This window comes from Kitasatospora sp. NPDC018619, from assembly GCF_044391605.1.
Taxonomy (GTDB): domain Bacteria; phylum Actinomycetota; class Actinomycetes; order Streptomycetales; family Streptomycetaceae; genus Kitasatospora.
The window spans coordinates 223,399-249,109 of sequence record NZ_JBISAI010000003.1; the positions used below are offsets into that span (position 1 = coordinate 223,399).

Genomic DNA, 25,711 nt, shown 5'->3' on the forward strand with positions numbered 1-25,711 from the left:
GGGCCGCCGGCGCCCCGGCCCGCCGGCGGCCCGTCGGGGTCCGCCGGGCGGAGCAGGGGAGGAGCACGACCGGGCGCGCCGAGGGGGTCGCCACCGGGCGGAGCGGGGCGGGGTGGCAAGGTGGCCGGAACGAGGCCGCCGTCGGGCGGGCCGGGCGAGAGGGGAACGGGCGATGGCGGGACGGCAGCGGTGGGCAGCGGCGGCCGTCGTCGCCCTGCTGGCGAGCGGGCTGACCGGCTGCGGCGGGGGCGGCGGTACGTCCGCCGCGCCGTCCGGCAGCCCGAGCCCGGTCGGCGCCTCGCCGTCCTCCGCCTCCCCGAGCGCCCAGGCCAAGCCCACCGACCGCTCGCCGCACGGGGTGCTGCTCTCCGCCCAGCTGGCCATGCAGACCGCCCGCCGGGCCAAGGTCAGCTACCGGCTCGGCACGGACGCCGGCTCCGGCCCGCTGTTCTGGCAGCCCAAGACGGCGCTCCAGGTCAAGCGCTCCACCCCGGCCGAGGCCGAGCAGCTGATCGTCGTGGACACCGTCGCCTACCAGGGCGGGGACGCGGCCACCGCGGCCCGGCAGGGCGGCCGGCACTGGGAGCGGTTCACCGTCCCGCCGGACGCGGACGGCCACAAGGAGGTCCCGTACGCCGGGCTGATCGACCTGCTGAACCCGGTCGAGGCGCTGACCGCGGCCGTGGCCGAGGGGACGGACCCGCTCTTCGTCGGCGAGGAGAAGTTCGAGGACTCGACCGTCGAGCACTACCGGGTGGGCACCACCGCCGAGAGGTACGCGGCCGCCCAGACCCAGCTGACCCAGGCCCGCCGGGACGGCCTGCGGGCGGCGCTCGCGCCCGGCGGCTCGGCCGCGATCACCCTGGACCTCTGGCTCAACGACAAGGACCAGCTGGTGCGGCTCCAGCGCACCGGCAGCGGGGACGGCGGCCGGATGGACGACTCGGTGCTCTACACCGACCACGCCGGGGCGCTGCTCTCGGCGCAGGCGCCGGCCGAGACGGACACCGCGGACACCGGCGTCCGGACGGTCTCCCCGCTGGCCCGCTGAGCCGCCGTGCCCGCTGGGCCGCCGTGCCCGCCGTGCCCGCCGAGCCGCCGTGCCCGCTGGGCCGCGCCCGGCGACTGCTCCGTCCGAGGGCGATTTGCACCTCGCGAGCGGCTCCGGTTAGTCTTGCCGAAGCCAAAGACCGCTGGTTGTCGCCGCGCGCCCCTCGGGGAGCAGGTGGCCGAAGGATCTGCGCTTCGTCGCAGGCAGCCCGCGCAGGTGTGTCTGGAGCTTCGACTTCCGGGTACCGCGTCCGCGCGGCCGCCCGTCGAGGTCGTTCCGAGCCCCGTGCCCCTGCGCACCGGGGCTCGTTGCGTTTCCGCAGGAGCTTTCCTTCCGTCCGGTCGGTCCACGGCGACCCAGGTCGACTTTCGCGGTCGGCCCGACTTCGACATCACGGAAGGAGGCGTAAGCCTATGGCCAGGCCCGACAAGGCTGCTGCCGTCGCCGAGATCACGGACAAGTTCCGTGGCTCCTCCGCGGCACTGCTCACCGAGTACCGCGGTCTCTCGGTGAAGCAGGTCAAGACCCTGCGTCGCTCGCTCGGCGACAACGCCGAGTACGCCGTGGTGAAGAACACGCTGACCAAGATCGCGGCCAATGAGGTCGGGATCACCGAGCTGGACGACCTTTTCAACGGTCCGACGGCTGTCGCCTTCGTCACCGGTGACCCGGTGGAGTCGGCGAAGGCTCTGCGTGACTTCGCCAAGGAGAACCCCGCTCTCATCATCAAGGGCGGTGTCCTTGACGGCAAGGCGCTGTCCGCCGATGAGATCAAGAAGCTCGCGGACCTCGAGTCCCGCGAGGTGCTGCTCGCCAAGCTGGCGGGTGCCCTGAAGGCCAAGCAGTCCCAGGCTGCCGCGCTCTTCCAGGCCCTGCCGTCGAAGCTCGTCCGCACTGTGGACGCGCTGCGCGACAAGGTCGAGCAGGGCGGTGCCGGTACGCCGGCTCCCGCCGCCGAGGACGCCGCCGCCGAGTAGTCGGCAGGCTCACGCCTCGCTGCGGGCCCGTGCCCGCCCAACCCGTACATACGGCACCACCTGCCGATTTAGTGGAAGGACGCCATCATGGCGAAGCTGTCCCAGGACGAGCTGCTCGCGCAGTTCGAGGAGCTCACCCTCATCGAGCTGGCCGCCTTCGTGAAGGCCTTCGAGGAGAAGTTCGACGTCACCGCCGCCGCCCCGGCCGCCGCCGTCGTCGTTGCCGGCGGTGCCGGTGGCGCCGAGGCCGCTGCCGAGGAGCAGGACGAGTTCGACGTCATCCTCGAGGCCGCCGGCGACAAGAAGATCCAGGTCATCAAGGAGGTGCGCACCCTGACCTCCCTCGGCCTGAAGGAGGCCAAGGACCTCGTTGACACCGCTGGTGCCAAGGTCCTGGAGAAGGTTGCCAAGGACGTTGCCGAGAAGGCCAAGGCCGCCCTCGAGGGTGCCGGCGCCAAGGTCACCGTCAAGTGATCCCGCGCCCCCTCCGAGGGGGCGTACGGCCGGGCCGATCACCCTTGCGGGTGGTCGGCCCGGCCTTTTCGCGTTCCCGGGCCCGCCCCGGCACGGGCGGGCGCGCGTTCCCCCGGGTGGCCGCCGGGGCCCACCGGTGTGGCCGAAGGCCCACTCGGCACCGTCGGTGCCGGGGGGTAGGGTGATCAACGTCGTCGGGGCGGCCCCACCACGGCTTCTGTAACGCCGAGGGGGTCCGGGCCGATAGACGGGACGAGGCCCGCGCCGTCGGCGGGCCCTTGACGAACCCGGCGCGGCGCGCGATTCTCGAGGCGCGAGTCCGCCCGGTTGGTCCGCTGCTGGATGCATAACCAGCGGCTCCGGCGGGAAATGACTCCACGTGAGTTAGAGCAGTACCCGGCGGGCGTCCGCGCTCGCCGGCTACCGGGAGGAGTCTCCGATTCGGTCTCCGAATCAGAGCTGGACAGCAGTGTCGCCATTGGCTACACTGTCCCTTTGCGCTGCCTGTTAGCTGCTCCGTGACTCGTCGCCCGGAGTTTGCGTTGCCCTGAAGGGGTCTGGCATCGCCTCCGCAAAGCGGCTCTGACCAGGGATTCCACCCCGGCGGAGGCCAGCGGCGAGGGAGGCGGGACCAAGCCCAAGCAGGCCCGGCTGGTACGCGCGTAGTGAGCTCCGAGCCCTCGGAAGGACCCCCCTCTTGGCCGCGCCGCGCAACGCCTCGAACAATTCCGCCGCATCCACCGCCCCGCTCCGCGTCTCCTTCGCGAAGATCAAGGAGCCCCTCGAGGTCCCCAACCTCCTGGCCCTGCAGACCGAGAGCTTTGACTGGCTGCTCGGCAACGCGGCCTGGAAGGCCCGGGTCGAGGCGGCCCTGGAGAGTGGTCAGGACGTCCCCACGAAGTCCGGTCTGGAGGAGATCTTCGAGGAGATCTCCCCGATCGAGGACTTCAGCGGGTCGATGTCGCTGACCTTCCGCGACCACCGTTTCGAGCCGCCGAAGAACTCCATTGACGAGTGCAAGGACCGCGACTTCACGTACGCGGCCCCGCTCTTCGTCACGGCCGAGTTCACCAACAACGAGACCGGTGAGATCAAGTCTCAGACGGTCTTCATGGGCGACTTCCCGCTCATGACCCACAAGGGCACGTTCGTGATCAACGGCACCGAGCGTGTCGTCGTCTCGCAGCTGGTCCGCTCCCCGGGTGTGTACTTCGACTCCACCCTGGACAAGGTGTCCGACAAGGACATCTACTCCTGCAAGGTCATCCCCTCGCGTGGTGCCTGGCTGGAGATGGAGATCGACAAGCGCGACATGGTCGGCGTCCGCATCGACCGCAAGCGCAAGCAGTCCGTCACCGTGCTGCTCAAGGCGCTCGGCTGGACCAACGAGATGATTCTCGAGGAGTTCGGCGAGTACGAGTCGATGCGCGCCACCCTGGAGAAGGACCACACCCAGGGCCAGGACGACGCGCTGCTGGACATCTACCGCAAGCTGCGCCCGGGCGAGCCGCCCACGCGCGAGGCCGCGCAGACGCTTCTGGAGAACCTCTACTTCAACCCGAAGCGCTACGACCTCGCCAAGGTCGGCCGTTACAAGGTCAACCGCAAGCTCGGCAACGCCGAGTCGCTGGACTCCGGCGTGCTCACCGAGCCCGACATCATCGGTGCGATCAAGTACCTGGTGAAGCTGCACGCGGGCGAGACCGAGTGGCGTGACGACGAGGGCCGCGACATCGTGGTCGAGGTCGACGACATCGACCACTTCGGCAACCGCCGCCTGCGCAACGTCGGCGAGCTCATCCAGAACCAGGTCCGTACGGGTCTCGCCCGTATGGAGCGCGTCGTGCGCGAGCGCATGACCACCCAGGACGTCGAGGCGATCACGCCGCAGACCCTGATCAACATCCGGCCGGTCGTCGCCTCCATCAAGGAGTTCTTCGGCACCAGCCAGCTGTCGCAGTTCATGGACCAGACGAACCCGCTGTCGGGCCTGACCCACAAGCGCCGTCTGTCCGCGCTCGGCCCCGGCGGTCTCTCCCGTGAGCGCGCCGGCTTCGAGGTCCGTGACGTGCACCCCTCGCACTACGGCCGCATGTGTCCGATCGAGACGCCCGAAGGCCCGAACATCGGTCTGATCGGCTCGCTGGCCTCGTACGGCCGGGTCAACGCGTTCGGCTTCATCGAGACCCCGTACCGCAAGGTCGTCGACGGTGTGGTCACCGAGCAGGTGGACTACCTCACCGCCGACGAGGAGGACCGCTACGTCATCGCCCAGGCGAACGCGCCGCTGACCGCGGACCTGCACTTCGCCGAGCCGCGCGTCCTGGTCCGCCGCCGCGGCGGCGAGATCGACTACATCCCGGGCACCGAGATCGACTACATGGACGTCTCGCCGCGCCAGATGGTGTCGGTCGCGACCGCCATGATCCCGTTCCTGGAGCACGACGACGCCAACCGCGCGCTCATGGGCTCGAACATGATGCGCCAGGCGGTGCCGCTGCTGAAGAGCGAGGCTCCGCTGGTCGGTACCGGCATGGAGTACCGCTGCGCCGTCGACGCCGCGGACGTCATCACCGCCGAGAAGGCCGGTGTCGTCCAGGAGGTCTCGGCCGACTACGTCACCGTCGCCAACGACGACGGCACGTACACCACGTACCGCGCCGCCAAGTTCACCCGCTCCAACCAGGGCACCTCCTTCAACCAGAAGGTGCTCGTGGACGAGGGCGCCCGGGTCGAGGCCGGCCAGGTGCTGGCCGACGGCCCGTGCACCGACGAGGGCGAGATGGCCCTCGGCAAGAACCTGCTCGTGGCGTTCATGTCGTGGGAGGGCCACAACTACGAGGACGCGATCATCCTGTCGCAGCGCCTCGTGCAGGACGACGTCCTCTCCTCGATCCACATCGAGGAGCACGAGGTCGACGCCCGTGACACCAAGCTCGGCCCCGAGGAGATCACCCGGGACATCCCGAACGTCTCCGAGGAGGTCCTGGCCGACCTCGACGAGCGCGGCATCATCCGCATCGGCGCCGACGTCGTCACCGGCGACATCCTGGTCGGCAAGGTCACCCCGAAGGGTGAGACCGAGCTGACCCCCGAGGAGCGCCTGCTCCGCGCGATCTTCGGCGAGAAGGCCCGTGAGGTCCGCGACACCTCGCTGAAGGTCCCGCACGGTGAGTCCGGCAAGGTCATCGGCGTGCGCGTGTTCGACCGCGAGGAGGGCGACGAGCTCCCCCCGGGTGTCAACCAGCTGGTCCGCGTCTACGTGGCCCAGAAGCGCAAGATCACCAACGGTGACAAGCTCGCCGGCCGCCACGGCAACAAGGGTGTCATCTCCAAGATCCTCCCGGTCGAGGACATGCCCTTCCTCGCCGACGGCACCCCGGTCGACATCATCCTCAACCCGCTGGGTGTCCCGTCCCGAATGAACCCGGGACAGGTCCTGGAGATCCACCTCGGGTGGCTCGCCAAGCAGGGCTGGGACGTCTCCGGCCTCGCCGACGAGTGGGCCCAGCGCCTCCAGGCGATCGGCGCCGACACCGTCGAGGGCGGCACCAACCTGGCCACCCCGGTCTTCGACGGCGCCCGCGAGGACGAGATCACCGGCCTGCTGGACAACACCACCCTCACCCGTGACGGTGAGCGCCTGGTGAACTCCACCGGCAAGGCCCAGCTGTTCGACGGCCGCTCCGGCGAGCCGTTCCCGATGCCGATCTCGGTCGGCTACATGTACATCCTCAAGCTGCACCACCTGGTCGACGACAAGCTGCACGCCCGGTCGACCGGTCCGTACTCGATGATCACCCAGCAGCCGCTCGGTGGTAAGGCGCAGTTCGGTGGTCAGCGCTTCGGTGAGATGGAGGTGTGGGCCCTGGAGGCGTACGGCGCGGCCTACGCGCTCCAGGAGCTGCTCACCATCAAGTCCGACGACGTCCTCGGCCGTGTCAAGGTCTACGAGGCCATCGTCAAGGGCGAGAACATCCCCGAGCCCGGCATTCCCGAGTCCTTCAAGGTCCTCATCAAGGAAATGCAGTCGCTCTGCCTCAACGTGGAGGTGCTGTCCTCGGACGGCCAGTCCATCGAGATGCGGGACTCCGACGAGGACGTCTTCCGCGCCGCCGAGGAGCTCGGCATCGACCTGTCCCGGCGCGAGCCGAGCAGCGTCGAAGAGGTCTGACGGAGGTGGGGCCGGCCGCGGCAGCGGCCGGCCCGCCCCCAGGCCCCCCTCAGACCACATGAACGACTCTCGACTTACGAAAGAGGGCTTGACGACCAGTGCTTGACGTCAACTTCTTCGACGAGCTCCGCATCGGCCTGGCCACCGCCGACGACATCCGCCAGTGGTCCCACGGCGAGGTCAAGAAGCCGGAGACCATCAACTACCGCACCCTGAAGCCCGAAAAGGACGGCCTCTTCTGCGAGAAGATCTTCGGCCCCACCCGGGACTGGGAGTGCTACTGCGGTAAGTACAAGCGCGTCCGCTTCAAGGGCATCATCTGCGAGCGCTGCGGCGTCGAGGTGACCCGCGCCAAGGTGCGCCGCGAGCGGATGGGCCACATCGAGCTGGCCGCCCCGGTCACCCACATCTGGTACTTCAAGGGCGTGCCCTCCCGCCTGGGCTACCTGCTGGACCTGGCGCCGAAGGACCTCGAGAAGGTCATCTACTTCGCCGCCTACATGATCACCTGGGTCGACGACGAGCGCCGCCAGCGCGACCTGCCGTCCCTGGAGGCGCACGTCTCGGTCGAGCGCCAGCAGATCGAGAACCGCCGCGACTCCGACCTCGAGGCCCGCGCCAAGAAGGCCGAGACCGACCTGGCCGAGCTGGAGGCCGAGGGCGCCAAGGCCGACGTGCGCCGCAAGGTGCGCGAGGGCGCCGAGCGCGAGATGAAGCAGCTGCGCGACCGCGCGCAGCGCGAGCTCGACCGCCTCGACGAGGTGTGGGCCCGCTTCAAGAACCTCAAGGTCCAGGACCTGGAGGGCGACGAGCTGCTCTACCGCGAGCTGCGCGACCGCTTCGGCACCTACTTCTCCGGCTCGATGGGCGCGGCGGCCCTCAAGGACCGCCTGGAGACCTTCGACCTGGCGGAGGAGTCCGAGCGCCTGCGCGAGATCATCCGCACCGGCAAGGGCCAGAAGAAGACCCGTGCGCTCAAGCGCCTCAAGGTCGTCTCCGCGTTCCTGCAGACCACCAACAAGCCCAACGGCATGGTGCTGGACTGCGTCCCGGTCATCCCGCCGGACCTGCGTCCGATGGTGCAGCTGGACGGTGGCCGCTTCGCGACCTCCGACCTGAACGACCTGTACCGCCGCGTGATCAACCGCAACAACCGCCTGAAGCGCCTCCTCGACCTCGGTGCCCCCGAGATCATCGTGAACAACGAGAAGCGCATGCTCCAGGAGGCCGTCGACGCGCTGTTCGACAACGGCCGCCGCGGCCGTCCGGTCACCGGCCCGGGCAACCGCCCGCTGAAGTCCCTCAGCGACATGCTGAAGGGCAAGCAGGGTCGTTTCCGCCAGAACCTGCTCGGCAAGCGAGTCGACTACTCGGCCCGTTCGGTCATCGTCGTCGGCCCGCAGCTCAAGCTGCACCAGTGCGGTCTGCCGAAGGCCATGGCGCTGGAGCTCTTCAAGCCGTTCGTGATGAAGCGCCTGGTCGACCTGAACCACGCGCAGAACATCAAGTCGGCCAAGCGCATGGTCGAGCGCGCCCGTCCGGTCGTGTGGGACGTCCTCGAAGAGGTCATCGCCGAGCACCCGGTCCTGCTGAACCGTGCGCCCACCCTGCACCGCCTCGGCATCCAGGCCTTCGAGCCGCAGCTGGTCGAGGGCAAGGCCATCCAGATCCACCCGCTCGTCTGCACCGCGTTCAACGCGGACTTCGACGGTGACCAGATGGCCGTCCACCTGCCGCTCTCCGCGGAGGCGCAGGCCGAGGCCCGCATCCTGATGCTGTCCTCGAACAACATCCTGAAGCCGGCCGACGGTCGCCCCGTCACCATGCCGACCCAGGACATGGTGCTCGGTCTGTTCTTCCTGACCTCGGACCGCGAGAACGTGAAGGGCGCCGGCCGCACCTTCTCGTCGACCGCCGAGGCGATCATGGCCTTCGACGCCCGCGACCTGGACGTCCAGGCCCCGATCGAGCTGCGCCTGCCGGCCGGCACCGTCCCGCCGCGCGGCTGGACCCCGCCGGTGGACGAGGACGGCCAGTCGACCTGGTTCGACGGCGAGCCCTTCCGCCTGACCACGACCCTGGGCCGCGCGCTCTTCAACGAGCTGCTGCCCGAGGACTACCCGTTCGTCGACTACGAGGTGGGCAAGAAGCAGCTCTCCGCGATCGTCAACGACCTGGCGGAGCGCTACCCCAAGGTCGTCGTCGCGGCGACGCTGGACAACCTGAAGGCGGCCGGCTTCCACTGGTCGACCCGTTCGGGTGTCACCGTCTCGATCTCGGACGTCATCGTCCCGCCGAGCAAGCCCCAGATCCTGGAGGGCTTCGAGGCCAAGGCGGAGAAGGTCCAGAAGCAGTACGAGCGCGGTCTGATCACCAACGACGAGCGCAAGCAGGAGCTCGTCGGCATCTGGACCCAGGCGACCAACGAGGTCGCCGAGGCCATGTCTGCGAACTTCCCGAAGACGAACCCCATCTTCATGATGGTCGACTCGGGTGCCCGTGGAAACATGATGCAGATGCGCCAGATCGCCGGTATGCGCGGTCTGGTGTCGAACGCCAAGAACGAGACCATCCCGCGACCCATCAAGGCGTCGTTCCGTGAGGGTCTGTCCGTGCTGGAGTACTTCATCTCCACCCACGGTGCCCGTAAGGGTCTGGCCGACACCGCCCTCCGTACCGCCGACTCCGGCTACCTCACCCGTCGTCTGGTCGACGTCTCCCAGGACGTCATCATCCGCGAGGAGGACTGCGGCACCGAGCGCGGCCTGAAGCTGGCGATCGGCTCCGTGGGTGCGGACGGCGTGCTGCGCAAGGCCGACGACGTCGAGACCAGCGTCTACGCCCGCATGCTGGCCGAGGACATCACCGTCGACGGCAAGCTGCTGGCCACCGCCAACACGGACCTCGGCGACGTCCTGATCGACGAGCTGATCCGCCACGGCATCAGCGAGGTCAAGACCCGCTCGATCCTGACCTGTGAGTCGGCCGTCGGCACCTGCGCCATGTGCTACGGGCGCTCGCTGGCCACCGGCAAGCTGGTCGACATCGGTGAGGCGGTCGGCATCATCGCCGCCCAGTCCATCGGTGAGCCCGGTACCCAGCTGACCATGCGTACCTTCCACACCGGTGGTGTGGCCGGTGACGACATCACCCAGGGTCTGCCGCGTGTCGTCGAGCTGTTCGAGGCCCGTACCCCGAAGGGTGTGGCTCCGATCTCGGAGGCCGCCGGCCGGGTCCGGATCGAGGACACCGAGAAGACCCGCAAGCTGGTCGTCACCCCGGACGACGGCAGCGACGAGATCGCCTACCCGGTCTCGAAGCGCGTGAAGCTGCTGGTCAGCGAGGGCGAGGCGGTCGAGGTCGGCCAGAAGCTGACCATGGGTGCCACCAACCCGCACGACGTCCTGCGCATCATGGGCCAGCGTGCCGTCCAGGTCCACCTGGTCGCCGAGGTCCAGAAGGTCTACAACTCGCAGGGCGTGTCGATCCACGACAAGCACATCGAGATCATCATCCGGCAGATGCTCCGCCGCGTGACGATCATCGAGTCGGGCGACGCCGAGCTGCTCCCGGGCGAGCTCGTCGAGCGCGGCCGCTTCGAGCAGGAGAACCGCCGCGTCGTCGCCGAGGGCGGTCACCCCGCCTCCGGCCGCCCGCAGCTGATGGGTATCACCAAGGCCTCGCTGGCCACCGAGTCCTGGCTGTCGGCCGCCTCCTTCCAGGAGACGACCCGGGTCCTCACCGACGCGGCGATCCACGCCAAGTCGGACCCGCTGCTGGGCCTCAAGGAGAACGTCATCCTCGGTAAGCTCATCCCGGCCGGTACGGGCCTGCCCCGCTACCGCAACATCCGGGTCGAGCCGACCGAGGAGGCCAAGGCCGCGATGTACTCGGCCGTCGGCTACGACGACTACGACCTGTCGCCCTTCGGCGCCGGCTCCGGCCAGGCCGTCCCGCTGGACGACTACGACTACGGCCCGTACACGGGCTGAGTCCGCCTCCCCGCCCGTCGGGCAGGGGGTCGAGGTCTCCGACCGCAGGGCGGTCACCCCTTCCGGGGTGGCCGCCCTGCGGCGTTCCCGGGGGCCGTCGGGGTGCGGCGGGATCCGATTAGGACATCCGGCCGAAGTCGCGTAAGGTCGTGTTCACCGACGCGGGGTGGAGCAGCTCGGTAGCTCGCTGGGCTCATAACCCAGAGGTCGCAGGTTCAAATCCTGTCCCCGCTACGAGAACGAAGGGCCCGGAGGCACCAAGCCTCCGGGCCCTTCGGCGTCCCCGGGCCGCCGGCTCCGTCGCGGGGGAGGGGCCGGAACCGCTGCGGACGGGCCGGATCGTGCCGGGCAGGCCCGCGGCCCCGGGCCGGCCACGATTTTCGGTGGCCCGGCCGGGGCCGCCGGCCGTACCGTCCCGGGTATGAACGCGAAGCGCCCCCTGATCGCCGTGCTCACCGGCGCGGGCATCTCGACGGACTCCGGCATCCCCGACTACCGCGGCCCGCAGGGCCTGTGGCAGCAGGACCCGTCGGCCGAGGAGACGGTCACCATCGGGCCGTACCGGGACGACCCGGCCGTGCGCCGGCGGGCCTGGCGGATGCGGCTGGAGACGGGCGCCCTGGCCGCCGAGCCGAACGCCGGGCACCGGGCGCTGGTCGAGCTGGAGCGCTCCGGACTGCCGCTGCGGGTGCTCACCCAGAACATCGACGGGCTGCACCAGAAGTCCGGGCTGAGCGCCCGCAAGGTGCTCGAACTGCACGGCACCGCCCGGGAGACCCAGTGCCTGCGCTGCCAGGCGGTCGGGTCGATGGCCCAGGCGCTGGCGCGGGTCGCGGCGGGGGAGGAGGACCCGGACTGCCGGGCCTGCGGCGGCGTCCTCAAGCCGCGCGTGGTGATGTTCGGCGAGAACCTGGACCCTGAGGTGCTCGGGCGGGCCGACGCGATCGCCCGGGCCTGCGACCTGTTCATCGCCGTTGGCACCAGCCTCCAGGTCTTCCCGGTGGCGGCGCTGCCGCTCGAAGCGGTGCGGTCCGGGGCGCGGCTGGTCATCGTGAACGGCGAGCCGACGCCGTACGACGAGGCCGCGAGCGAGGTGATCCGGGAGCCGATCTCCCGGGCGCTGCCGGAGCTGGTGCGCCGGCTCGTCCTGGAACGGGCCTGAGCAGGGCCGGAGGGGACATGGCCGCGGACGGACCGCGTCCGTAGCATGATCCTTCCGGCTCCCCCCTCTGGCCTGGAGTGATCGACCGATGACGACGACGGCGAAGTTCGACCCCTGGTCGGCGGCGTTCGTGGCCCACCCGTACGACGCGTACGCCGAGCTGCGCGAGCACGCGCCGGTGACGTACTTCGAGCCGACGGACCAGTGGCTCGTCTCGCGCCACGAGGACGTCAGCGCGCTGCTGCGCGACCGCCGGCTGGGCCGCACCTACACCCACCGCTTCAGCCACGCGGAGTTCGGCCGCCCCGAGCCCGACCCGGCGCACGAGCCGTTCCACACCCTGAACGACCACGGGCTGCTCGACCTGGAGGCGCCCGACCACACCCGGATCCGCCGGCTCGTCTCCAAGGCCTTCACCCCGCGCATGGTCGAGGGCCTGCGCCCCACCGTGCGCCGGCTGGCCGGCGGGCTCGTCGACGACCTGGTCGCGGCCGGCGGCGGCGACCTGATCGCCACCGTCGCCGAGCCGCTGCCGGTCGCGGTGATCGCCGAGATGCTCGGCGTCCCGGAGGGCGACCGGCACCTGCTGCGGCCGTGGTCCGCCGACATCACCGGGATGTTCGAGCTCAACCCGAGCGAGGAGGCCGCCCGCCGGGCCGTCACCGCGAGCACCGAGTTCTCCGACTACCTGCGCGCCCTGATCCGCGAGCGCCGTGCCGCCCCCGGCACCGACCTGATCAGCGCGCTGATCCAGGCCCAGGAGGGCTCCGACGCGCTCAGCGAGCAGGAGATGGTCTCCACCTGCGTGCTGCTCCTCAACGCCGGCCACGAGGCCACCGTCAACACCACCGGCAACGGCTGGTGGGCGCTGTTCCGCAACCCCGGGGAGCTCGCCCGGCTGCGCGGCGCGGTGGACGGGCTGCTGCCCACCGCGATCGAGGAGCTGATGCGCTGGGACACCCCGCTGCAGATGTTCGAGCGCTGGGTCCTGGAGGACATCGAGGTCCGCGGCGTCACCATCCCGCGCGGCGCCGAGATCGCCCTGCTCTTCGGCTCCGCCAACCGCGACCCCGAGCGCTTCGCCGACCCGGACCGCCTCGACCTCGGCCGCACCGACAACCCGCACATCACCTTCGGCGCCGGAATCCACTTCTGTCTCGGCGCCCCGCTCGCCAGACTGGAGCTCACCGAGTCCTACGGCACCCTGCTGCGCCGGGCCCCGGGCCTGCGGCTGGTGCGCGAGCCCGAGTGGAACCCGGGCTACGTGATCCGCGGGCTCGGGGAACTGCTGGTCGAGGTGTAGGGGCCCGACCGCGCTCGCCGCCGGCGACCTCACCGCGTACGCCGTCCGCAGGCTCGCCGAGGGCGTCCCGCCCGCCGGGCTGCCCGCGGTGCTGCGGGCGTACGCGCTGGCGAGCCGCGAGCGGTACGACGGGTTCTGGCTCGGCGACCTCGCCGACCGCCGGCACGGCAGCTCCCCGCGGACGGCCATCGCCCGGGGGTGGGCGGACTGCCTCGCGGTGCTCGACCGACTGGAGGCCGCGCTCGCCGCCCGGAACCCGGACGCCGACCCCTGCCTGGCCACCGGCGAGGGCTGGCTCGCCGAGGAGGCCTTCGGCACCGGCCTGCTCTGCTTCCTGCTGCTGCCGGACGACCCGGTGGCCGCCGTCCGCCGGGCCGCCCACTCCAGCGGCGACTCCGACTCCCTGGCCTGCCTGGCCGGCGCCTTCGCGGGGGCCCACCACGGCTCGGCGGCCTGGCCGGCCGACTGGGTCGAGCGGATCGAGCACCGGGACGAACTGCTGGAGTTCGGCGCGCTCTGGGACTGACCGGGGCGCGGTGGGGCGGGCGGAACCGGGCGGTGCGGCGGCGCGTCGAAGGGCCATGACGAACCGCAGCACCGCACCCCGCCGCACCCTCCGCCGACCGGCGGCGCTGCTCCTCGCGGCCGCGCTCGCCACCCCGCTGCTCGCCGGCTGCGGCCGCCCCGGGCCCGCCGCGCCCGGGGAGCTGCGGGCGGCCGCGCCCGCGAGCCGCCCGGCCGTCGACCCGGCCCAGGTGGCCGCCACCGCGGCCGCCACCGAGGCCTTCGGCCTGGACCTCCTGCACGTGCTGACCGCCGCGCCGGACGCCGCCGGCGGCAACCTGGTGGTCTCCCCGTCCGGCCTGGCCACCCTGCTCGCCATGCTGCTGCCCGGCGCCCGCGGCGCCACCGCCGAGGAACTGGCCGGGGCCCTGCACACCGGGCTCGACCCACGGCAGTACGCCTACGCCACCGGCGCGCTGAACCGGCCCGTCCCGGCCACCGACCGGCTCACCCTGCGCCGCAGCGACGACGTCTGGACGCAGCGGGGCCAGGCCGTCGAGCCGGACTACCTGGCCACCCTGGCCGGCGCCTTCGACGCCGGGGTGCACCAGGCCGATTTCGCCAAGGACCCGGACGGTTCGCGCAGGACCGTCAACGCGGCCGTGGAGAAGGCCACCGACGGCCGGATCAAGGACCTGTTCGGCCCGGACGCGATCACCCCCTCCACCCGGCTGGCGCTCACCGACGCGCTGTACCTGAAGGCGAAGTGGGCCGCCGCCTTCAAGCCCTCGCACACCGCCGACCGCCCGTTCCACCGGCTCGACGGCTCCGCCCCGGCCGTCCCCACGATGGGGCAGAGCGGCGACTTCCGGTACGCCGAGGGCTCCGGCGGGATCGTCGGCGAGCCCTGGCAGGCCGTCGAACTGCCGTACGCGGACGGCGGGCTGGTGATGGACCTGGTCGTCCCCGCGCAGGGCGGCTTCGCCTCCTTCGTCAAGGGCCTGGACCAGCCCCAGCTGGACCGGATCCTCGGCGCCCTCGCCGAGCGCCCGGTCGACCTGCGGGTGCCGCGCTTCCGCTTCGGCACCACGAAGGAGCTCACCCCGGCGCTGCGCTCGCTCGGCGTGCGGGCGGCCTTCGACGCGGCCGACTTCGGCGGCATCGCCAAGGACCCGCTGGCCGTCGGCACGGTGGTGCAGAAGGCCACCGTCGAGGTCGACGAGGACGGTACGGTCGCGGCGGCCGGCAGCGGCGCCGGGATCGCCGCGGCGGTCGCGCCCAACGCCGACCGGCCGGTCGAGGTGCACCTCGACCGGCCGTTCCTGTTCCTGGTCCGGGACGCCCGGGGCGGGGCGCCGCTCTTCCTCGGCCAGGTCACCGACCCGCAGGCCGGGTGACCCGGACGGGGGACCGGGCGGCCGGGCTCACCAGGCCGGGTAGCGCCCGCCCAGCGCCGGATGCAGCGGGTCGCGGCTGCCGAACAGCACCAGCAGGTCGTCCGCGACCTGCCGCAGCTCGGCCCGCCCCTCCACCGCCCCGGCCCACTCGGCGGGCAGTGCCGAGGCGCCGTACGCGGCCCCGACCAGGTTGCCGCAGACCGCGCCGGCCGAGTCGCTGTCCCCGGAGTGGTTCACCGACAGCAGCAGCGCGGTGCGCACCGGGTCCGGGTCCAGGGTGGCGGCCAGCAGCGAGTACACCGCGATGGCCAGGCACTCCTCGGCGATCCAGCCGAGCCCGACCCGCTCCACCGTCTCCGCCGCCGGCTCGGCCTCCTGGGCGAGCCGCACCGCCCGGGCCAGCGCCTGGACGGTCTCCTTGGAGCCCGGCAGCTCGCGGATCTGCTCCACCGTCTCGCCGACCGCCGCCCACGGCTCGGTGCCGTCCGCGAGCCGCTCGACCAGCGCCGCGAAGGCGCCCGCCGCCAGGTAGCCGGTCGGGTGCCCGTGGGTGAGCTGGGCGCACTGCACCGCCAGCCCGAAGGACTGCTCGACGCCCAGCCGGGCCAGCCCGAACGGCGCCGAGCGCATCACCGTGCCGCAGCCCTTGGAGCCCGGGTTGACCGGCCCCGGCAGCCCGATCGCGGACGGCGCCTCGAACACCGGGTGCTCGGACACCCCGCTCAGGCAGGCGTTGCCGGGCGCCCGCTGGGCGTACAGGAACGGCCGGCCGAGCAGCCAGCCGTCGTACGGGCGGGGCTGCGGGGAGGTGTCCGGCGCGGCCTGGTACTGGGTCCGCAGCCAGCGCCGGTAGGCGCCGTGCACGGCCTCCGGCACCGAGCCGCCGCCGCCCGTCCAGCCGCGGACGAAGCCGCGGACCAGGCCCTCGGCGGTGAACAGCGTCATCTGGGTGTCGTCCGTCACCTCGACCGGGCCGGGCCCGGCCGGCAGCGAGGTCACGCCCTGCGGCCCGTACCGGTCCTGGATCTGGTGGAGCTGCTGGAACTCCACCGGCCAGCCCAGCGCATCACCGACCGCTCCGCCGAGCAGTGCTCCGCGCACCCGGTCCCGGTACCCCGACTCCGCCGCCGGCTCCGTCACGTCGAGTCCCCCTTCGTTCGTGGCGGACTACGTTCTATCAGGTCGGCGAGGGGGCGGTGCGGCTCTTGTGGATCTTGCGCGGGTCGGCCGGGGGAGCGGCGGGGACGGGCGGGCGGCCCCGCATCAGCGGCGGATCGCCCCGGCGCGCCCGTGCAGTGCGGCGCGGTCGGCGGCGGCGCGCCCGGCCGCCCAGCCCACGCCGTCGCTGACCCGCACCCGCTGCGAGACCAGCTTCGGGAACAGCCGGCCGATCTCCTCGTCCACCGCCTCGGAGCGGGCGGCGAGCGCCGGCAGCAGCCGCTCGTCGGGCAGCAGCTGCTCCTCGGTGCCGTCCTCGCGCAGGTGCCGGCCGGCCGCCGCGGCGCTGGTGGCACGCTCCGTCGCGGCGGTCAGCCGCTCGCGGATCCGGGCCGCGTACGCGACCAGGAAGGACTGCCGGAACGCCTTGCTGCGGGAGTCCTTGCGGGCGCCCGCCCGGTTGAGCGCGTGGGTGGCCTGCACCAGCAGCGAGGTGTAGAGCAGCTCGACGCCGTCCAGGTCGCCGTCGAAGCCGACCACGGTGCAGAAGCCGAACTCCTTCGCCCACACCACCCGGCACCGGTTGGCCGCCGCGACCGCGTCCAGCAGCATCGTCTTGGGGCCCTCGTACGGGTTGTCCACCCCGATCCGCAGCGCCGCCGGGGCGTCCCGGTCGGCCCCGGCCGCGGCCAGCAGCGCCTCGTCGATGCTGTGCTGCGCCATCAGCTGCTGGGCCTTGGCGGTCAGCGCCTCGGCCTCCTCCGGGTACTCGGTGGACTCCGCCTTGGCCAGCAGCGCCCGGATCCGCGCCAGCATCCGCGGCTCGCCGGCCGTCGGCGCCGGGCCCTGCGGCCGTACGGCCTGCCCGGGGGCGGGCCCCACCGGGGCGATCGGCGGCAGCCGCCCCCAGGTGCGCAGCAGCTCCAGGGCGGCGGTGGCGAGCGCGAAGCGGTCCAGCCGCTGCCGCTCGGCGAAGGCGCCGAGGTACCCGTCGTCGCCGGACCACCACACCTCGGCCTCCAGCTCGCGCAGCTGCTCGCGCCAGCGCCGGTCCAGGGCGGCCGCGGGGTGGCGGCGGGCCTCGGCGGCGATCAGGTCGACCGCGAGGGCCAGGTGGACGGGCTTCAGCTCGCGCCGCACCACCCGGGCCAGGTCGGCCGGCCGCCACCCCGCGGACCAGCAGCGGCCGACCGCGGTGTCCGCGTGGGCCAGCAGCGCCCGGCTGACCTCCGGCCACTGCCCGGCCGAGGCGGCCAGCAGCGAGGCCCCGGTGTCCAGGGCGAGGTCCAGCGACTCCTCCGGGGCCGTCAGCACCGCCCGCACCGCCTGCTCCAGCAGCGGCCCGGCGGTCCCGGCCTGCTGCGCGTGCTCGCCCACGGCGTGTCCCTGCTCTCCTCGACGGCCCGTTTCCTCCTGCCCATGATGCCGGAGCCGCGCCGGCGGCCGCCCGGAGGAGCTCAGGCCGCCGGCGGCCGCCCGGAGGAGCTCAGCGCTCGATGGCCTTGGCGAGGATCTCCGGGGCGCGCTCCAGGAGGCGGCCCGCCGCCACCCGGACGCCGAGCGCCGCGACCAGGGCCCCGTACAGCGGGCCGGCCGGCAGCACCGGCCAGCTCGGCCCGCCGGAGACCAGCGCCCAGGCGAGGTAGCCGACGACCGGCAGCGCCAGCACGGCGACGCCCACCATCGAGCCGAACTGGTTGAGCAGGATCAGCCCGCCCTGCCCCGGGGCGGCGTTGCGCATCGGGTTGCTGTCGGCCGGCATGGTGTACGGCGCCAGCACGCTGAACACCGCGCCCAGCGCGATCCCGCAGCCGAGCAGTGCCAGCGCCAGCCCGAGCGCGGCCGGCAGCTCGCCCCACCGGCCGGTGACGGCCGCCAGCACCAGCCCGAGCACCACCGTCACCGGGACCGCGTACGACAGCACCGCGTACGCCCGGCCGCGCAGCTCGGCGCGGGCGTCGGCGGGCGTGCGCAGCGTCGCGGCGACCATCCAGAACGCCGAGCCGTCCATGCCGAACAGGTTGAGCATCTGGAGCCCGAGGAACACCCCGGTCATCGCCAGCAGGTAGACGCTCGCCCAGCCCTGGACCATCGACAGCACGCAGACCACCAGCGTCATGCCGATGCTGGTGAACAGCGCGGCCTTGGCCCGCGGCTCGCGCCAGGCGTACCGCAGGTGCCGCTGCATCACCGCGCCCGTCCGGCCCGGGGGCAGGAAGCCCCAGCCGCGCGAGTTCTGCACCCCGCGGGCCACCTCCAGGGTCGAGGAGTCGGCGGTGACCATCAGCTCCTGGAGGCTCCGCCGCCACCAGCGCAGCAGCAGCGCCAGCAGCCCGGCGGCCGCGGTGAGCTGGAGCAGCGCCAGCCCGTACCGGCCCTCGCCGGCGGTGCGCGGCGCGTCCGCCGCGCTGATCGGCGGGATCCAGCGCAGCACCGAGGCGACCGGCTTCAGCGGGGTGAGGTCGATCGGCCCGCCGCGCCGGCCGAGGATGCTCTGCGAGCCGACGTTGGCGACCTGCACCAGGAGCGCGAAGGCCAGCCCGCCGAAGATCGCGAAGTCCTTGCCGCGCCGGCTGGAGAGCATCCGGGCGTTGCCCGCCGCGACCGCCCGGGAGAGGGTGACCAGGCAGAGCGCGGCGAGCGGCACGCCGAGCACGGCGAGCGCGGCCGAGGCCCCGCCGCGGGCGCCGGACAGCACCGCGGCCGTCACCAGCACCAGGGTGGTCAGCGGCCCCGGCCCGACCAGCGCGGCCAGCAGCGAGCCGCGCAGCAGCGGGCCGGGCCGCAGCGGCAGCATGGTCAGCCGGGTCGGGTCGGCGCTCTCGTCGCTGGAGAAGAGGAACAGCGGCAGCGCTGCCCAGCCCACGGTCAGCACGCCGAGCAGCATCACCCCGGCGTCCCCGGAGCCCGCGTAGCGCCCGTTCAGCGCGGCCATGGCGACGGCGACGCCGGCCGCGAGGGCCAGCCCCAGGACACCGCCGATCACGTAGACGGCCGTCCGGCCGGGGCTGCGCCGCAGCCCGTTGCGCAGCAGCCGCAGCTTGAGCGCCACCAGGGCGCGGACGACCGTCCGCCCGTCGGGCACCGGTGCGGACGCGGACGCGGGCGAGGACGAGGGGGCGGGCCCGGACACGGACGCGGGCCCGGACACGGCGCTCACTGCCCGCCGCCGAGCCAGCCGAGCGCCTGCCCGTCGTCCTCGCGGACGCCGATCAGCTCCAGGAAGGCCTCGTGCAGGCTGCGCCCGCCCCGGACGGAGTCCAGCGGGCCCTGGGCGATCACCCGGCCGGCGTTGACCACCGCGACCCAGTCGCAGAGCTGCTCGACCAGCTCCATCACGTGGCTGGAGAAGACCACCGTGGAACCGGCCGCCGCGTACCGCTTGAGCACGCCGCGGATGGTCTGGGCGGAGACCGGGTCGACGCCCTCGAAGGGCTCGTCCAGGAACAGCACGTCCGGGTTGTGCAGCAGTGCGGCGGCCAGGCCGATCTTCTTGCGCATGCCGGTGGAGTAGTCGGCGACCAGCTTGTCGGCGTCCCGGCCGAGGTCCAGGACGGCCAGCAGCTCCTCGGCCCGCCGGTCCACCTCGGCGCCGGGCAGGCCGCGCAGCCGCCCGGTGTACTGGAGCAGCTCGCGCCCGCTGAGCCGCTCGAACATCCGCAGGCCCTCGGGCAGGATGCCGATCCGGGCCTTGACGGCGACCGGGTCCGCCCAGACGTCGGCGCCGTGCACCAGGACGGTGCCCTGGTCGGGCCGGAGCAGCCCGGTGACCATCGACAGCGTGGTGGTCTTGCCGGCGCCGTTGGGCCCGACCAGGCCGATGAACGCCCCGGCCGGCAGCTCCAGGCTCAGCCCGGCCACCGCGGCCTGGGTGCCGAAGTGCTTCCAGAGCCCCTGGATGCTGACGGCGGACGGGGTTCCCGGCCCGGGGAGGCCGGGGGAGGGCGGCGCGGAGGCCTGCATGGGGGTCCTTCTCTGCTCGTGGTGGTGGCGGAGGTCGTGGCGGAGCGTCGCTCGGGAGTCAGCCTGTCATCGCCCGAACGGGTTGTCGTCCGAGTTGAGCATCCCCTGAGAGTGTCCGCCGAACGGGTGAGACGCGCCGCCCGGTCCGATCCTTCCCGCCGACGACTGGGCCGATTCGGCAACTACTCAGCTCGGCTGTTCGTCCTGCACTATGAGGGAGCAGTGACGTGCGCGGGGGTGCCGCGCTACCGGGAGGTGGCGGATGTCCGTACAACCATGGGGCGAGCCCGGGGCCGGCTACCCGCCCGGCAAGCAGCCGGCGGGGGGCTGGCCGCCCGCGCCCGTGCCCGCGGTGTCCTCACAGGCCGCGATGCGGGCGGGCCACGCCGACCGGGACCGCACGGTCGACGTGCTCAAGGCCGCGTTCGCCGAGGGGCGGCTCACCGTCCAGGAGTACGAGCAGCGCCACGAGGCGGTGGCCGCGGCGCAGACCTACGGTCAGCTGGCCGCGCTGGTGGCCGACCTGCCCTCCGGGCCGATGACGGCGCCGGCCGCCGTCACCCCCGTTCCGGCCACCTTCCTGGCCGTCCCGCCGCCCCCGGCCCGCCGCCAGACCAACGCGCTCGCCGTGGTCTCCCTGGTGGCCAGCCTGTTCTTCCTCTCCGCGCCCGCCGTGATCACCGGCCACATCGCCCGCGCGGAGATCCGCCGCCGCGACATGGACGGCGACTGGGCGGCCGTGCTCGGCCTGGTCTTCGGCTACCTGGGCTGCGCGTTCTGGACCCTGATGATCCTGCTCGGCGCCGCCTGAGGCCTGCCCGGCCCGGTGCCTCGCGGGGGGATCCGTCCGTCCGCCGATGGGGTCTTCCCCAGGCGGAGGACCTATGATGCCCGGGGCTGCCGTCGCGCGCCCGGGAAGCAGTACGTTCTCCGCCACCGGCCGACGCCGAAGGGCCGGGCGGGCCGCGCGAGAGACCACGAGCTGAGGACCGTACCAGTGACAGTCAGTGCCGAAGAGGCCTCCAGGATCCCGACGATCGGAGGGCGTTCGCTGGTCCGGGGATCGGCGGGCCGTTCCGTGGCTCGGCTCCGGAAGTCGGCCCCGGCGCTGCTCGCGGGCGAGGCGCTGGTCGCCTTCGGGGCGGCCCTGCTGCTCCCCGTGATGGCGAGCGGCTTCCACATGGACCCGCTGGACCGGATCGCCCAGGTGAGCGGCCTCGCCGCGCTCCAGCTGCGGTTCGCGGTCATCGGCTTCCTCCTGCTCGGCGCGGTCGTGCTCGCGATGCGCCTGCGCTCCGGCCGGCACTTCGGCCTGGTGGCCCGGTTCTCCGCGGCCGCCATCGCGGGCCTGGCCAGCGGCTTCGTGGCGGCCGGCGCGGTGATGGCGCTGCTCGGCACGCCCTGGCCGATGTTCGGCCTGAACGGCGACAGCGGACGCATCGTCGAGTGGGCCCACGCCGTGGCGAACGGCCAGCCCTCGGGCTCGCCGGTCTACCCGCCGGCGCCGCTCTACACCCTGGGCTACTACGCCGAGTGGTTCCGCGGCGGCAACACCGCGTACGCCTTCAAGGACCTCCAGATCCTCGGTGCCGCCGCGTTCGGCCCGCTGGTCTACCTCTCCTGGCGGATGCTGCTCAGCCCGGTCCGCGCGCTCGCCTTCGGCGTGCTGCCGGCCTTCGCGCTGATCGACGCCTACAAGCCGTACAGCCAGACCGTGCTGGTGGTCCTGGTGCCCGTCCTGGTCGCCGTGGTGGTCCACCTGCGGCGCAGCGGCACGGACGGCTGGCGGGCGCTGCTGGTGAAGGCGGCCTGCTTCGGCGCGCTGCTGGGCCTGCTGTTCCTCACCTACTCCGGCTGGTTCCTGTGGAGCGCCATCGGCGTGGTGGTCGCGGCGCTGATGTACTTCCCCTGGCACGACAACCGGCTCAAGGGCCTGGTCTACCTCGCCACCACCGTGGGCGCGTTCCTGCTGGTCTGCGGCGGCTACCTGGTGACCATGCTGACGGACGGCCAGGACACCAAGGACTCCAACTTCCGCTTCGACAACTTCACCGACCCGGCGTACTTCCTGATGTGGCGCACCGACATGCCGGGCAAGGTGGGCGACTGGCCCGTCCCCGGCGAGTTCGGCGGCATGGACCTGTTCGCCGTGGTGATGTTCGTCGCACTGGGCGCCGCGCTCTGGCTGGGCATCCGCAAGCCGGTGGTCGTCACCATCAGCTGCATGTTCGCGAGCGCCTGGGTGATGCGGATGTACATCGCCTCGCACATGTACGAGACGCAGACGGTCCAGCTCTACACCCGGACCAACAACCAGCTGCTGTACTGCGGCCTGCTGCTGTGCGCGCTGCTGGTCCACCTGGTGTCGCTGCGGCTGGCCGAGCGCCGACGGGCTCCGCAGGCCGCGGAGGCCGCCGGGACCGCCGGGAGCGGGGGACTCGCCGGTACGCCCCTGCCCGGCCCGCACGCCGCGGTCGTCGGTACGCTGTTCGCTCTCCTCTTCCTGTTCGGTACGGTCTCGTCGTCGATGTCGGACCGCTACCTGCCGGCGAAGGAGAACACCTACCGCATCCTGCCGTGGGTGTCGCACACCATGCAGAACCTCGACGGCACCTGCCCGAAGTTCGCGCCGGGTGGGCACTGTTCGAAGACCGGTGACCAGTCATGGCAGAGCATGATCAAGTAACCAGTTCCCGCCCACGAGCCCGAACTGACCCAAAGGCCCAATCCTGATGATGATCACCGCCGTCAAGAGCCTCGCCGACCGGCTCGTCTCCTCGCCGAGGCGACTGTGGGCCGTGGCGTTCGCGATCCTGTTCGCCCTGAGCGCGTCCTGGTCGATCGCCACCCCGGTCGGCGCCTCGCCGGACGAGCACGCCCACCTCATCCGGGCCGCCGCCGTCGCCCGCGGCCAGGTCGAGGGCCGCGAGGTCATGGTCCCGCACCTGGTGGGCGGCATCGAAGGCCAGTTCGCCGAGACCGGGGTCGAGCTCCCGCGGATCTACCAGGACCTCAAGGACGTCAACTCCTGCTACGTCTTCAGGTCCGAGACCCCGGCCTCCTGCGCGCCGCGGCTGATCGACCGGCCGGGGGAGACCCTGGTGACCACCGCGGCCGGCCGCTACCACCCGGCGTACTACTTCGCGGTGGGCTGGCCGAGCCTGCTGGTCCCCGGTGCGAAGGCCTTCTACCTGATGCGCCTGATGTCGGCGCTGATCTGCTCCGCCCTGGTGGCGAGCGCGGTGGTCTCGGCGGCGGAGTGGCGGCGGCGGTCCTTCACCCTGCTCGGGGTGGTCACCGCGGCCACGCCGATGGCGCTGTTCCTGTTCGGCATGGTCAACCCGAGCGGCCCGGAGATCGCGGCGGGCATCCTGGTCTGGAGCGCCGGGCTGCCGATGCTGATGAACCCGGACCCGTACCTGCTGAACCGCCGGCTGGCCCGGCTGGGGATCGGCGCCCTGGTGCTCATCAGCATCCGCCCGCTGGGCGTGATCTGGTTCGCCGGGGCCCTGTTCTTCGCGCTGCTGCTCAGCCAGAAGGGAGCCGTGCGCGAAGTGCTCCGCCGCAGGGTGACCTGGCTCTGGGGCGCCCTGGGCGCCGCGTCGGCGGTGGTGGCCCTGCTCTGGTCGTCGAGCCACCCGGACAACTCGGTCATCAACACCCCGAGCGACCTCACCCCGCTGGCCGCGGCCCGGAAGACCTTCGACTTCGGCCTGCTGTACATGAAGCAGATGATCGGCTACTTCGGCTGGCTGGACGCCGAGGCGCCGGCCGCGACGCTGCTGGTCTGGTGCGGGGTGGTGCTCGCGCTGGCGATGTTCGCGCTCTGCTACGCACGGTTCCGCGACGCCCTGGCGATCGTCGGGGTGATGCTCGGCATCGTCGTGATACCGATAGTCGCCCAGGCCATGCAGGCCCGTCAGCTGGGCATGATCTGGCAGGGCCGCTACCTGCTGCCGTTCGCCGTCGGCCTGCCGATCCTGTGCGCCGCGATCTGCCACGAGCGGCTGCCCTGGGGCGGCTTCGCCTGGCGCCGGCTGCTGGTGATCTCCGGCTTCTCGCTGTCCCTGGTCAACGCCGCGGCCTTCCTCTGGGCGCTGCGCCGCAACACGGTGGGCAGCACCGGCCCGCTGCTGATCAACCCGGCCCACTGGTCCCCGCCCGGCACCTGGATGCTGTGGCTGGCGGTGTACAGCCTGGCCGCGCTCGCCCTGGGGCTGTTCACGGCGGTGGCGGACAACCGGGACCGCCCGCTGCCGTCGTCGGCGGGGGCGGCCGGCGGCGACGCCAGCCAGGACCCGCCCCGGCTCGCCGGGGCCCACGCGGAGGCGTAGGGTCGCCGTGCGGGGGCTGCCCGGCTGTGGTAAGGAGCCCCGCGTCGGCCCGGTTCCCGGGCCGCTTCCGGCGCGAGCCCCGCGACCTGCGGCGTTGCATTTGTTTTGACCGCGCCCCATGCGCTAGGTACGCTCTGACCTTGTGCCTGGGGTGTCCCCGGGTCCTTGTGCGTGCATGCACACCGGTCGCCGCGCCGAGCCGGAGCGCTTCCCAGCGCGCCGCGCGTAGAGCGCCGTCGCTGTACATCAGCCATGGGATTCCGTGTCGTAACAAGCCCAACACACCCGACCGCGTGGGTCGATCACGGGGTCGTGTGCGAGGGAGACACCGCAGGTTAGTTCCACCAAGCCTTGGCACACAGAAAACGGAGAAACGGTGCCTACGATCCAGCAGCTGGTCCGAAAGGGCCGGCAGGACAAGGTCGAGAAGAACAAGACTCCCGCGCTGAAGGGCTCCCCGCAGCGCCGTGGGGTCTGCACGCGTGTGTACACGACCACCCCGAAGAAGCCGAACTCGGCTCTCCGCAAGGTCGCCCGTGTGCGCCTCACCAGCGGGATCGAGGTCACCGCTTACATCCCGGGCGAGGGCCACAACCTGCAGGAGCACTCCATCGTGCTGGTGCGCGGTGGTCGTGTGAAGGACCTTCCTGGTGTCCGCTACAAGATCATCCGCGGTTCGCTCGACACCCAGGGTGTCAAGAACCGCAAGCAGGCCCGCAGCCGCTACGGCGCCAAGAAGGAGAAGTAAGAATGCCTCGTAAGGGCCCCGCCCCGAAGCGCCCGGTCATCATCGACCCGGTTTACGGCTCCCCGGTCGTCACCCAGCTGGTCAACAAGATCCTGCTGCACGGCAAGCGCTCCACCGCCGAGCGGATCGTCTACGGCGCCCTCGAGGGCGTCCGTGAGAAGACCGGCTCGGACCCGGTCGTGACGCTGAAGCGCGCGCTGGAGAACGTCAAGCCGGCCCTCGAGGTCAAGTCCCGCCGTGTCGGTGGCGCGACCTACCAGGTTCCGGTCGAGGTCCGTCCGGGCCGCGCCAGCACCCTGGCGCTGCGCTGGATGGTCGGTTACTCCCGCGCCCGTCGCGAGAAGACCATGACCGAGCGCCTGATGAACGAGATCCTCGACGCCAGCAACGGCCTGGGCGCTTCCGTGAAGCGTCGCGAGGACACCCACAAGATGGCCGAGTCCAACAAGGCCTTCGCGCACTACCGCTGGTAGT

The 25,711-nt window shown here is 72.2% G+C and carries 17 protein-coding genes, 1 tRNA gene and 1 pseudogene; 15 read left to right on the top strand and 4 right to left on the bottom strand.

Translation table 11 applies throughout. The annotated features are described in order from the left end of the window. Positions 1-172 precede the first annotated feature (172 nt). The 10 genes and pseudogenes from ACH5AR_RS06025 to ACH5AR_RS06070 all read left to right on the top strand — a co-directional run bounded on the left by ACH5AR_RS06025 (position 173) and on the right by ACH5AR_RS06070 (position 15,034). The gene (locus ACH5AR_RS06025; RefSeq protein ID WP_396300169.1) at positions 173-1,051 is read left to right on the top strand and encodes a hypothetical protein; all 879 of its coding nucleotides are present in this window, start codon (positions 173-175) and stop codon (positions 1,049-1,051) included. 413 nt (positions 1,052-1,464) lie between these two features. Beyond that, positions 1,465-2,028, top strand: a complete 564-nt coding sequence (gene rplJ, locus ACH5AR_RS06030) for a 50S ribosomal protein L10 (protein ID WP_045693068.1) — start codon at positions 1,465-1,467, stop codon at positions 2,026-2,028. Positions 2,029-2,115: 87 nt separating this feature from the next. Further along, positions 2,116-2,502, top strand: a complete 387-nt coding sequence (gene rplL / locus ACH5AR_RS06035; RefSeq protein WP_396300170.1) for a 50S ribosomal protein L7/L12 — start codon at positions 2,116-2,118, stop codon at positions 2,500-2,502. Between the two features lie 697 nt (positions 2,503-3,199). Further along, complete coding sequence (gene rpoB / locus ACH5AR_RS06040; RefSeq protein ID WP_380314067.1) at positions 3,200-6,676, top strand: DNA-directed RNA polymerase subunit beta; 3,477 nt, start codon at positions 3,200-3,202, stop codon at positions 6,674-6,676. Between the two features lie 98 nt (positions 6,677-6,774). Then, positions 6,775-10,668, top strand: a complete 3,894-nt coding sequence (locus ACH5AR_RS06045) for a DNA-directed RNA polymerase subunit beta' (protein WP_396300171.1) — start codon at positions 6,775-6,777, stop codon at positions 10,666-10,668. A 160-nt stretch (positions 10,669-10,828) separates the two neighbouring features. Then, positions 10,829-10,902: transfer RNA gene (locus tag ACH5AR_RS06050), tRNA-Met, on the top strand. Positions 10,903-11,089: 187 nt separating this feature from the next. Continuing rightward, positions 11,090-11,830, top strand: coding sequence for an SIR2 family NAD-dependent protein deacylase (locus ACH5AR_RS06055; RefSeq protein WP_396300172.1), 741 nt, complete (start codon positions 11,090-11,092; stop codon positions 11,828-11,830). An 88-nt stretch (positions 11,831-11,918) separates the two neighbouring features. Next, positions 11,919-13,133, top strand: coding sequence for a cytochrome P450 (locus tag ACH5AR_RS06060; protein ID WP_396300173.1), 1,215 nt, complete (start codon positions 11,919-11,921; stop codon positions 13,131-13,133). Positions 13,134-13,137: 4 nt separating this feature from the next. Then, positions 13,138-13,659 (top strand): annotated as a pseudogene (locus tag ACH5AR_RS06065) (ADP-ribosylglycohydrolase family protein); the annotation flags it as partial. Between the two features lie 55 nt (positions 13,660-13,714). Further along, positions 13,715-15,034: a serpin family protein gene (locus tag ACH5AR_RS06070; RefSeq protein ID WP_396300174.1), complete on the top strand. Its 1,320-nt coding sequence runs from the start codon at positions 13,715-13,717 to the stop codon at positions 15,032-15,034. Between the two features lie 27 nt (positions 15,035-15,061). On the opposite strand, the gene ACH5AR_RS06075 is transcribed toward ACH5AR_RS06070, so the two are convergent. The 4 genes from ACH5AR_RS06075 to ACH5AR_RS06090 all read right to left on the bottom strand — a co-directional run bounded on the left by ACH5AR_RS06075 (position 15,062) and on the right by ACH5AR_RS06090 (position 20,155). Continuing rightward, positions 15,062-16,174, bottom strand: coding sequence for an ADP-ribosylglycohydrolase family protein (locus ACH5AR_RS06075; RefSeq protein ID WP_396300175.1), 1,113 nt, complete (start codon positions 16,172-16,174; stop codon positions 15,062-15,064). 123 nt (positions 16,175-16,297) lie between these two features. Further along, on the bottom strand, positions 16,298-17,569 hold the full coding sequence (locus ACH5AR_RS06080; protein ID WP_396300176.1) for a DUF2786 domain-containing protein: 1,272 nt from the start codon (positions 17,567-17,569) through the stop codon (positions 16,298-16,300). 109 nt (positions 17,570-17,678) lie between these two features. Beyond that, positions 17,679-19,277, bottom strand: coding sequence for a transporter (locus ACH5AR_RS06085; protein WP_396300177.1), 1,599 nt, complete (start codon positions 19,275-19,277; stop codon positions 17,679-17,681). A 71-nt stretch (positions 19,278-19,348) separates the two neighbouring features. Further along, positions 19,349-20,155: an ABC transporter ATP-binding protein gene (locus tag ACH5AR_RS06090; RefSeq protein WP_396300178.1), complete on the bottom strand. Its 807-nt coding sequence runs from the start codon at positions 20,153-20,155 to the stop codon at positions 19,349-19,351. A 262-nt stretch (positions 20,156-20,417) separates the two neighbouring features. On the opposite strand from ACH5AR_RS06090, the gene ACH5AR_RS06095 reads away from it, so the two are divergent. The 5 genes from ACH5AR_RS06095 to rpsG all read left to right on the top strand — a co-directional run bounded on the left by ACH5AR_RS06095 (position 20,418) and on the right by rpsG (position 25,710). After that, entirely contained in the window at positions 20,418-20,966 is a 549-nt protein-coding gene (locus tag ACH5AR_RS06095) for a DUF1707 and DUF4190 domain-containing protein (protein ID WP_396300179.1), read from the top strand. 267 nt (positions 20,967-21,233) lie between these two features. Beyond that, positions 21,234-22,841: a hypothetical protein gene (locus tag ACH5AR_RS06100; protein WP_396300180.1), complete on the top strand. Its 1,608-nt coding sequence runs from the start codon at positions 21,234-21,236 to the stop codon at positions 22,839-22,841. 46 nt (positions 22,842-22,887) lie between these two features. After that, positions 22,888-24,489 carry a DUF2142 domain-containing protein gene (locus tag ACH5AR_RS06105; RefSeq protein ID WP_396300181.1) on the top strand — a complete coding sequence of 534 codons (1,602 nt, stop codon included), beginning with the start codon at positions 22,888-22,890 and terminating at the stop codon, positions 24,487-24,489. A 376-nt stretch (positions 24,490-24,865) separates the two neighbouring features. Next, positions 24,866-25,237 (top strand): 30S ribosomal protein S12, encoded by a 372-nt coding sequence (gene rpsL / locus ACH5AR_RS06110; protein WP_014144289.1) that lies wholly within the window; start codon positions 24,866-24,868, stop codon positions 25,235-25,237. A gap of 2 nt (positions 25,238-25,239) precedes the next feature. Next, entirely contained in the window at positions 25,240-25,710 is a 471-nt protein-coding gene (gene rpsG, locus ACH5AR_RS06115; RefSeq protein WP_030055803.1) for a 30S ribosomal protein S7, read from the top strand. Position 25,711: the final 1 nt, after the last annotated feature.

Coding starts and splice junctions, on each gene's coding strand:
- rplJ (WP_045693068.1), top strand. CDS start 1,465: ATGGCCAGGCCCGACAAGGCTGCTGCCGTCGCCGAGATCACGGACAAG.
- ACH5AR_RS06070 (WP_396300174.1), top strand. CDS start 13,715: ATGACGAACCGCAGCACCGCACCCCGCCGCACCCTCCGCCGACCGGCG.
- ACH5AR_RS06055 (WP_396300172.1), top strand. CDS start 11,090: ATGAACGCGAAGCGCCCCCTGATCGCCGTGCTCACCGGCGCGGGCATC.
- rpsG (WP_030055803.1), top strand. CDS start 25,240: ATGCCTCGTAAGGGCCCCGCCCCGAAGCGCCCGGTCATCATCGACCCG.
- ACH5AR_RS06060 (WP_396300173.1), top strand. CDS start 11,919: ATGACGACGACGGCGAAGTTCGACCCCTGGTCGGCGGCGTTCGTGGCC.
- rplL (WP_396300170.1), top strand. CDS start 2,116: ATGGCGAAGCTGTCCCAGGACGAGCTGCTCGCGCAGTTCGAGGAGCTC.
- ACH5AR_RS06105 (WP_396300181.1), top strand. CDS start 22,888: ATGATGATCACCGCCGTCAAGAGCCTCGCCGACCGGCTCGTCTCCTCG.
- ACH5AR_RS06095 (WP_396300179.1), top strand. CDS start 20,418: ATGTCCGTACAACCATGGGGCGAGCCCGGGGCCGGCTACCCGCCCGGC.
- ACH5AR_RS06025 (WP_396300169.1), top strand. CDS start 173: ATGGCGGGACGGCAGCGGTGGGCAGCGGCGGCCGTCGTCGCCCTGCTG.
- ACH5AR_RS06090 (WP_396300178.1), bottom strand. CDS start 20,155: ATGCAGGCCTCCGCGCCGCCCTCCCCCGGCCTCCCCGGGCCGGGAACC.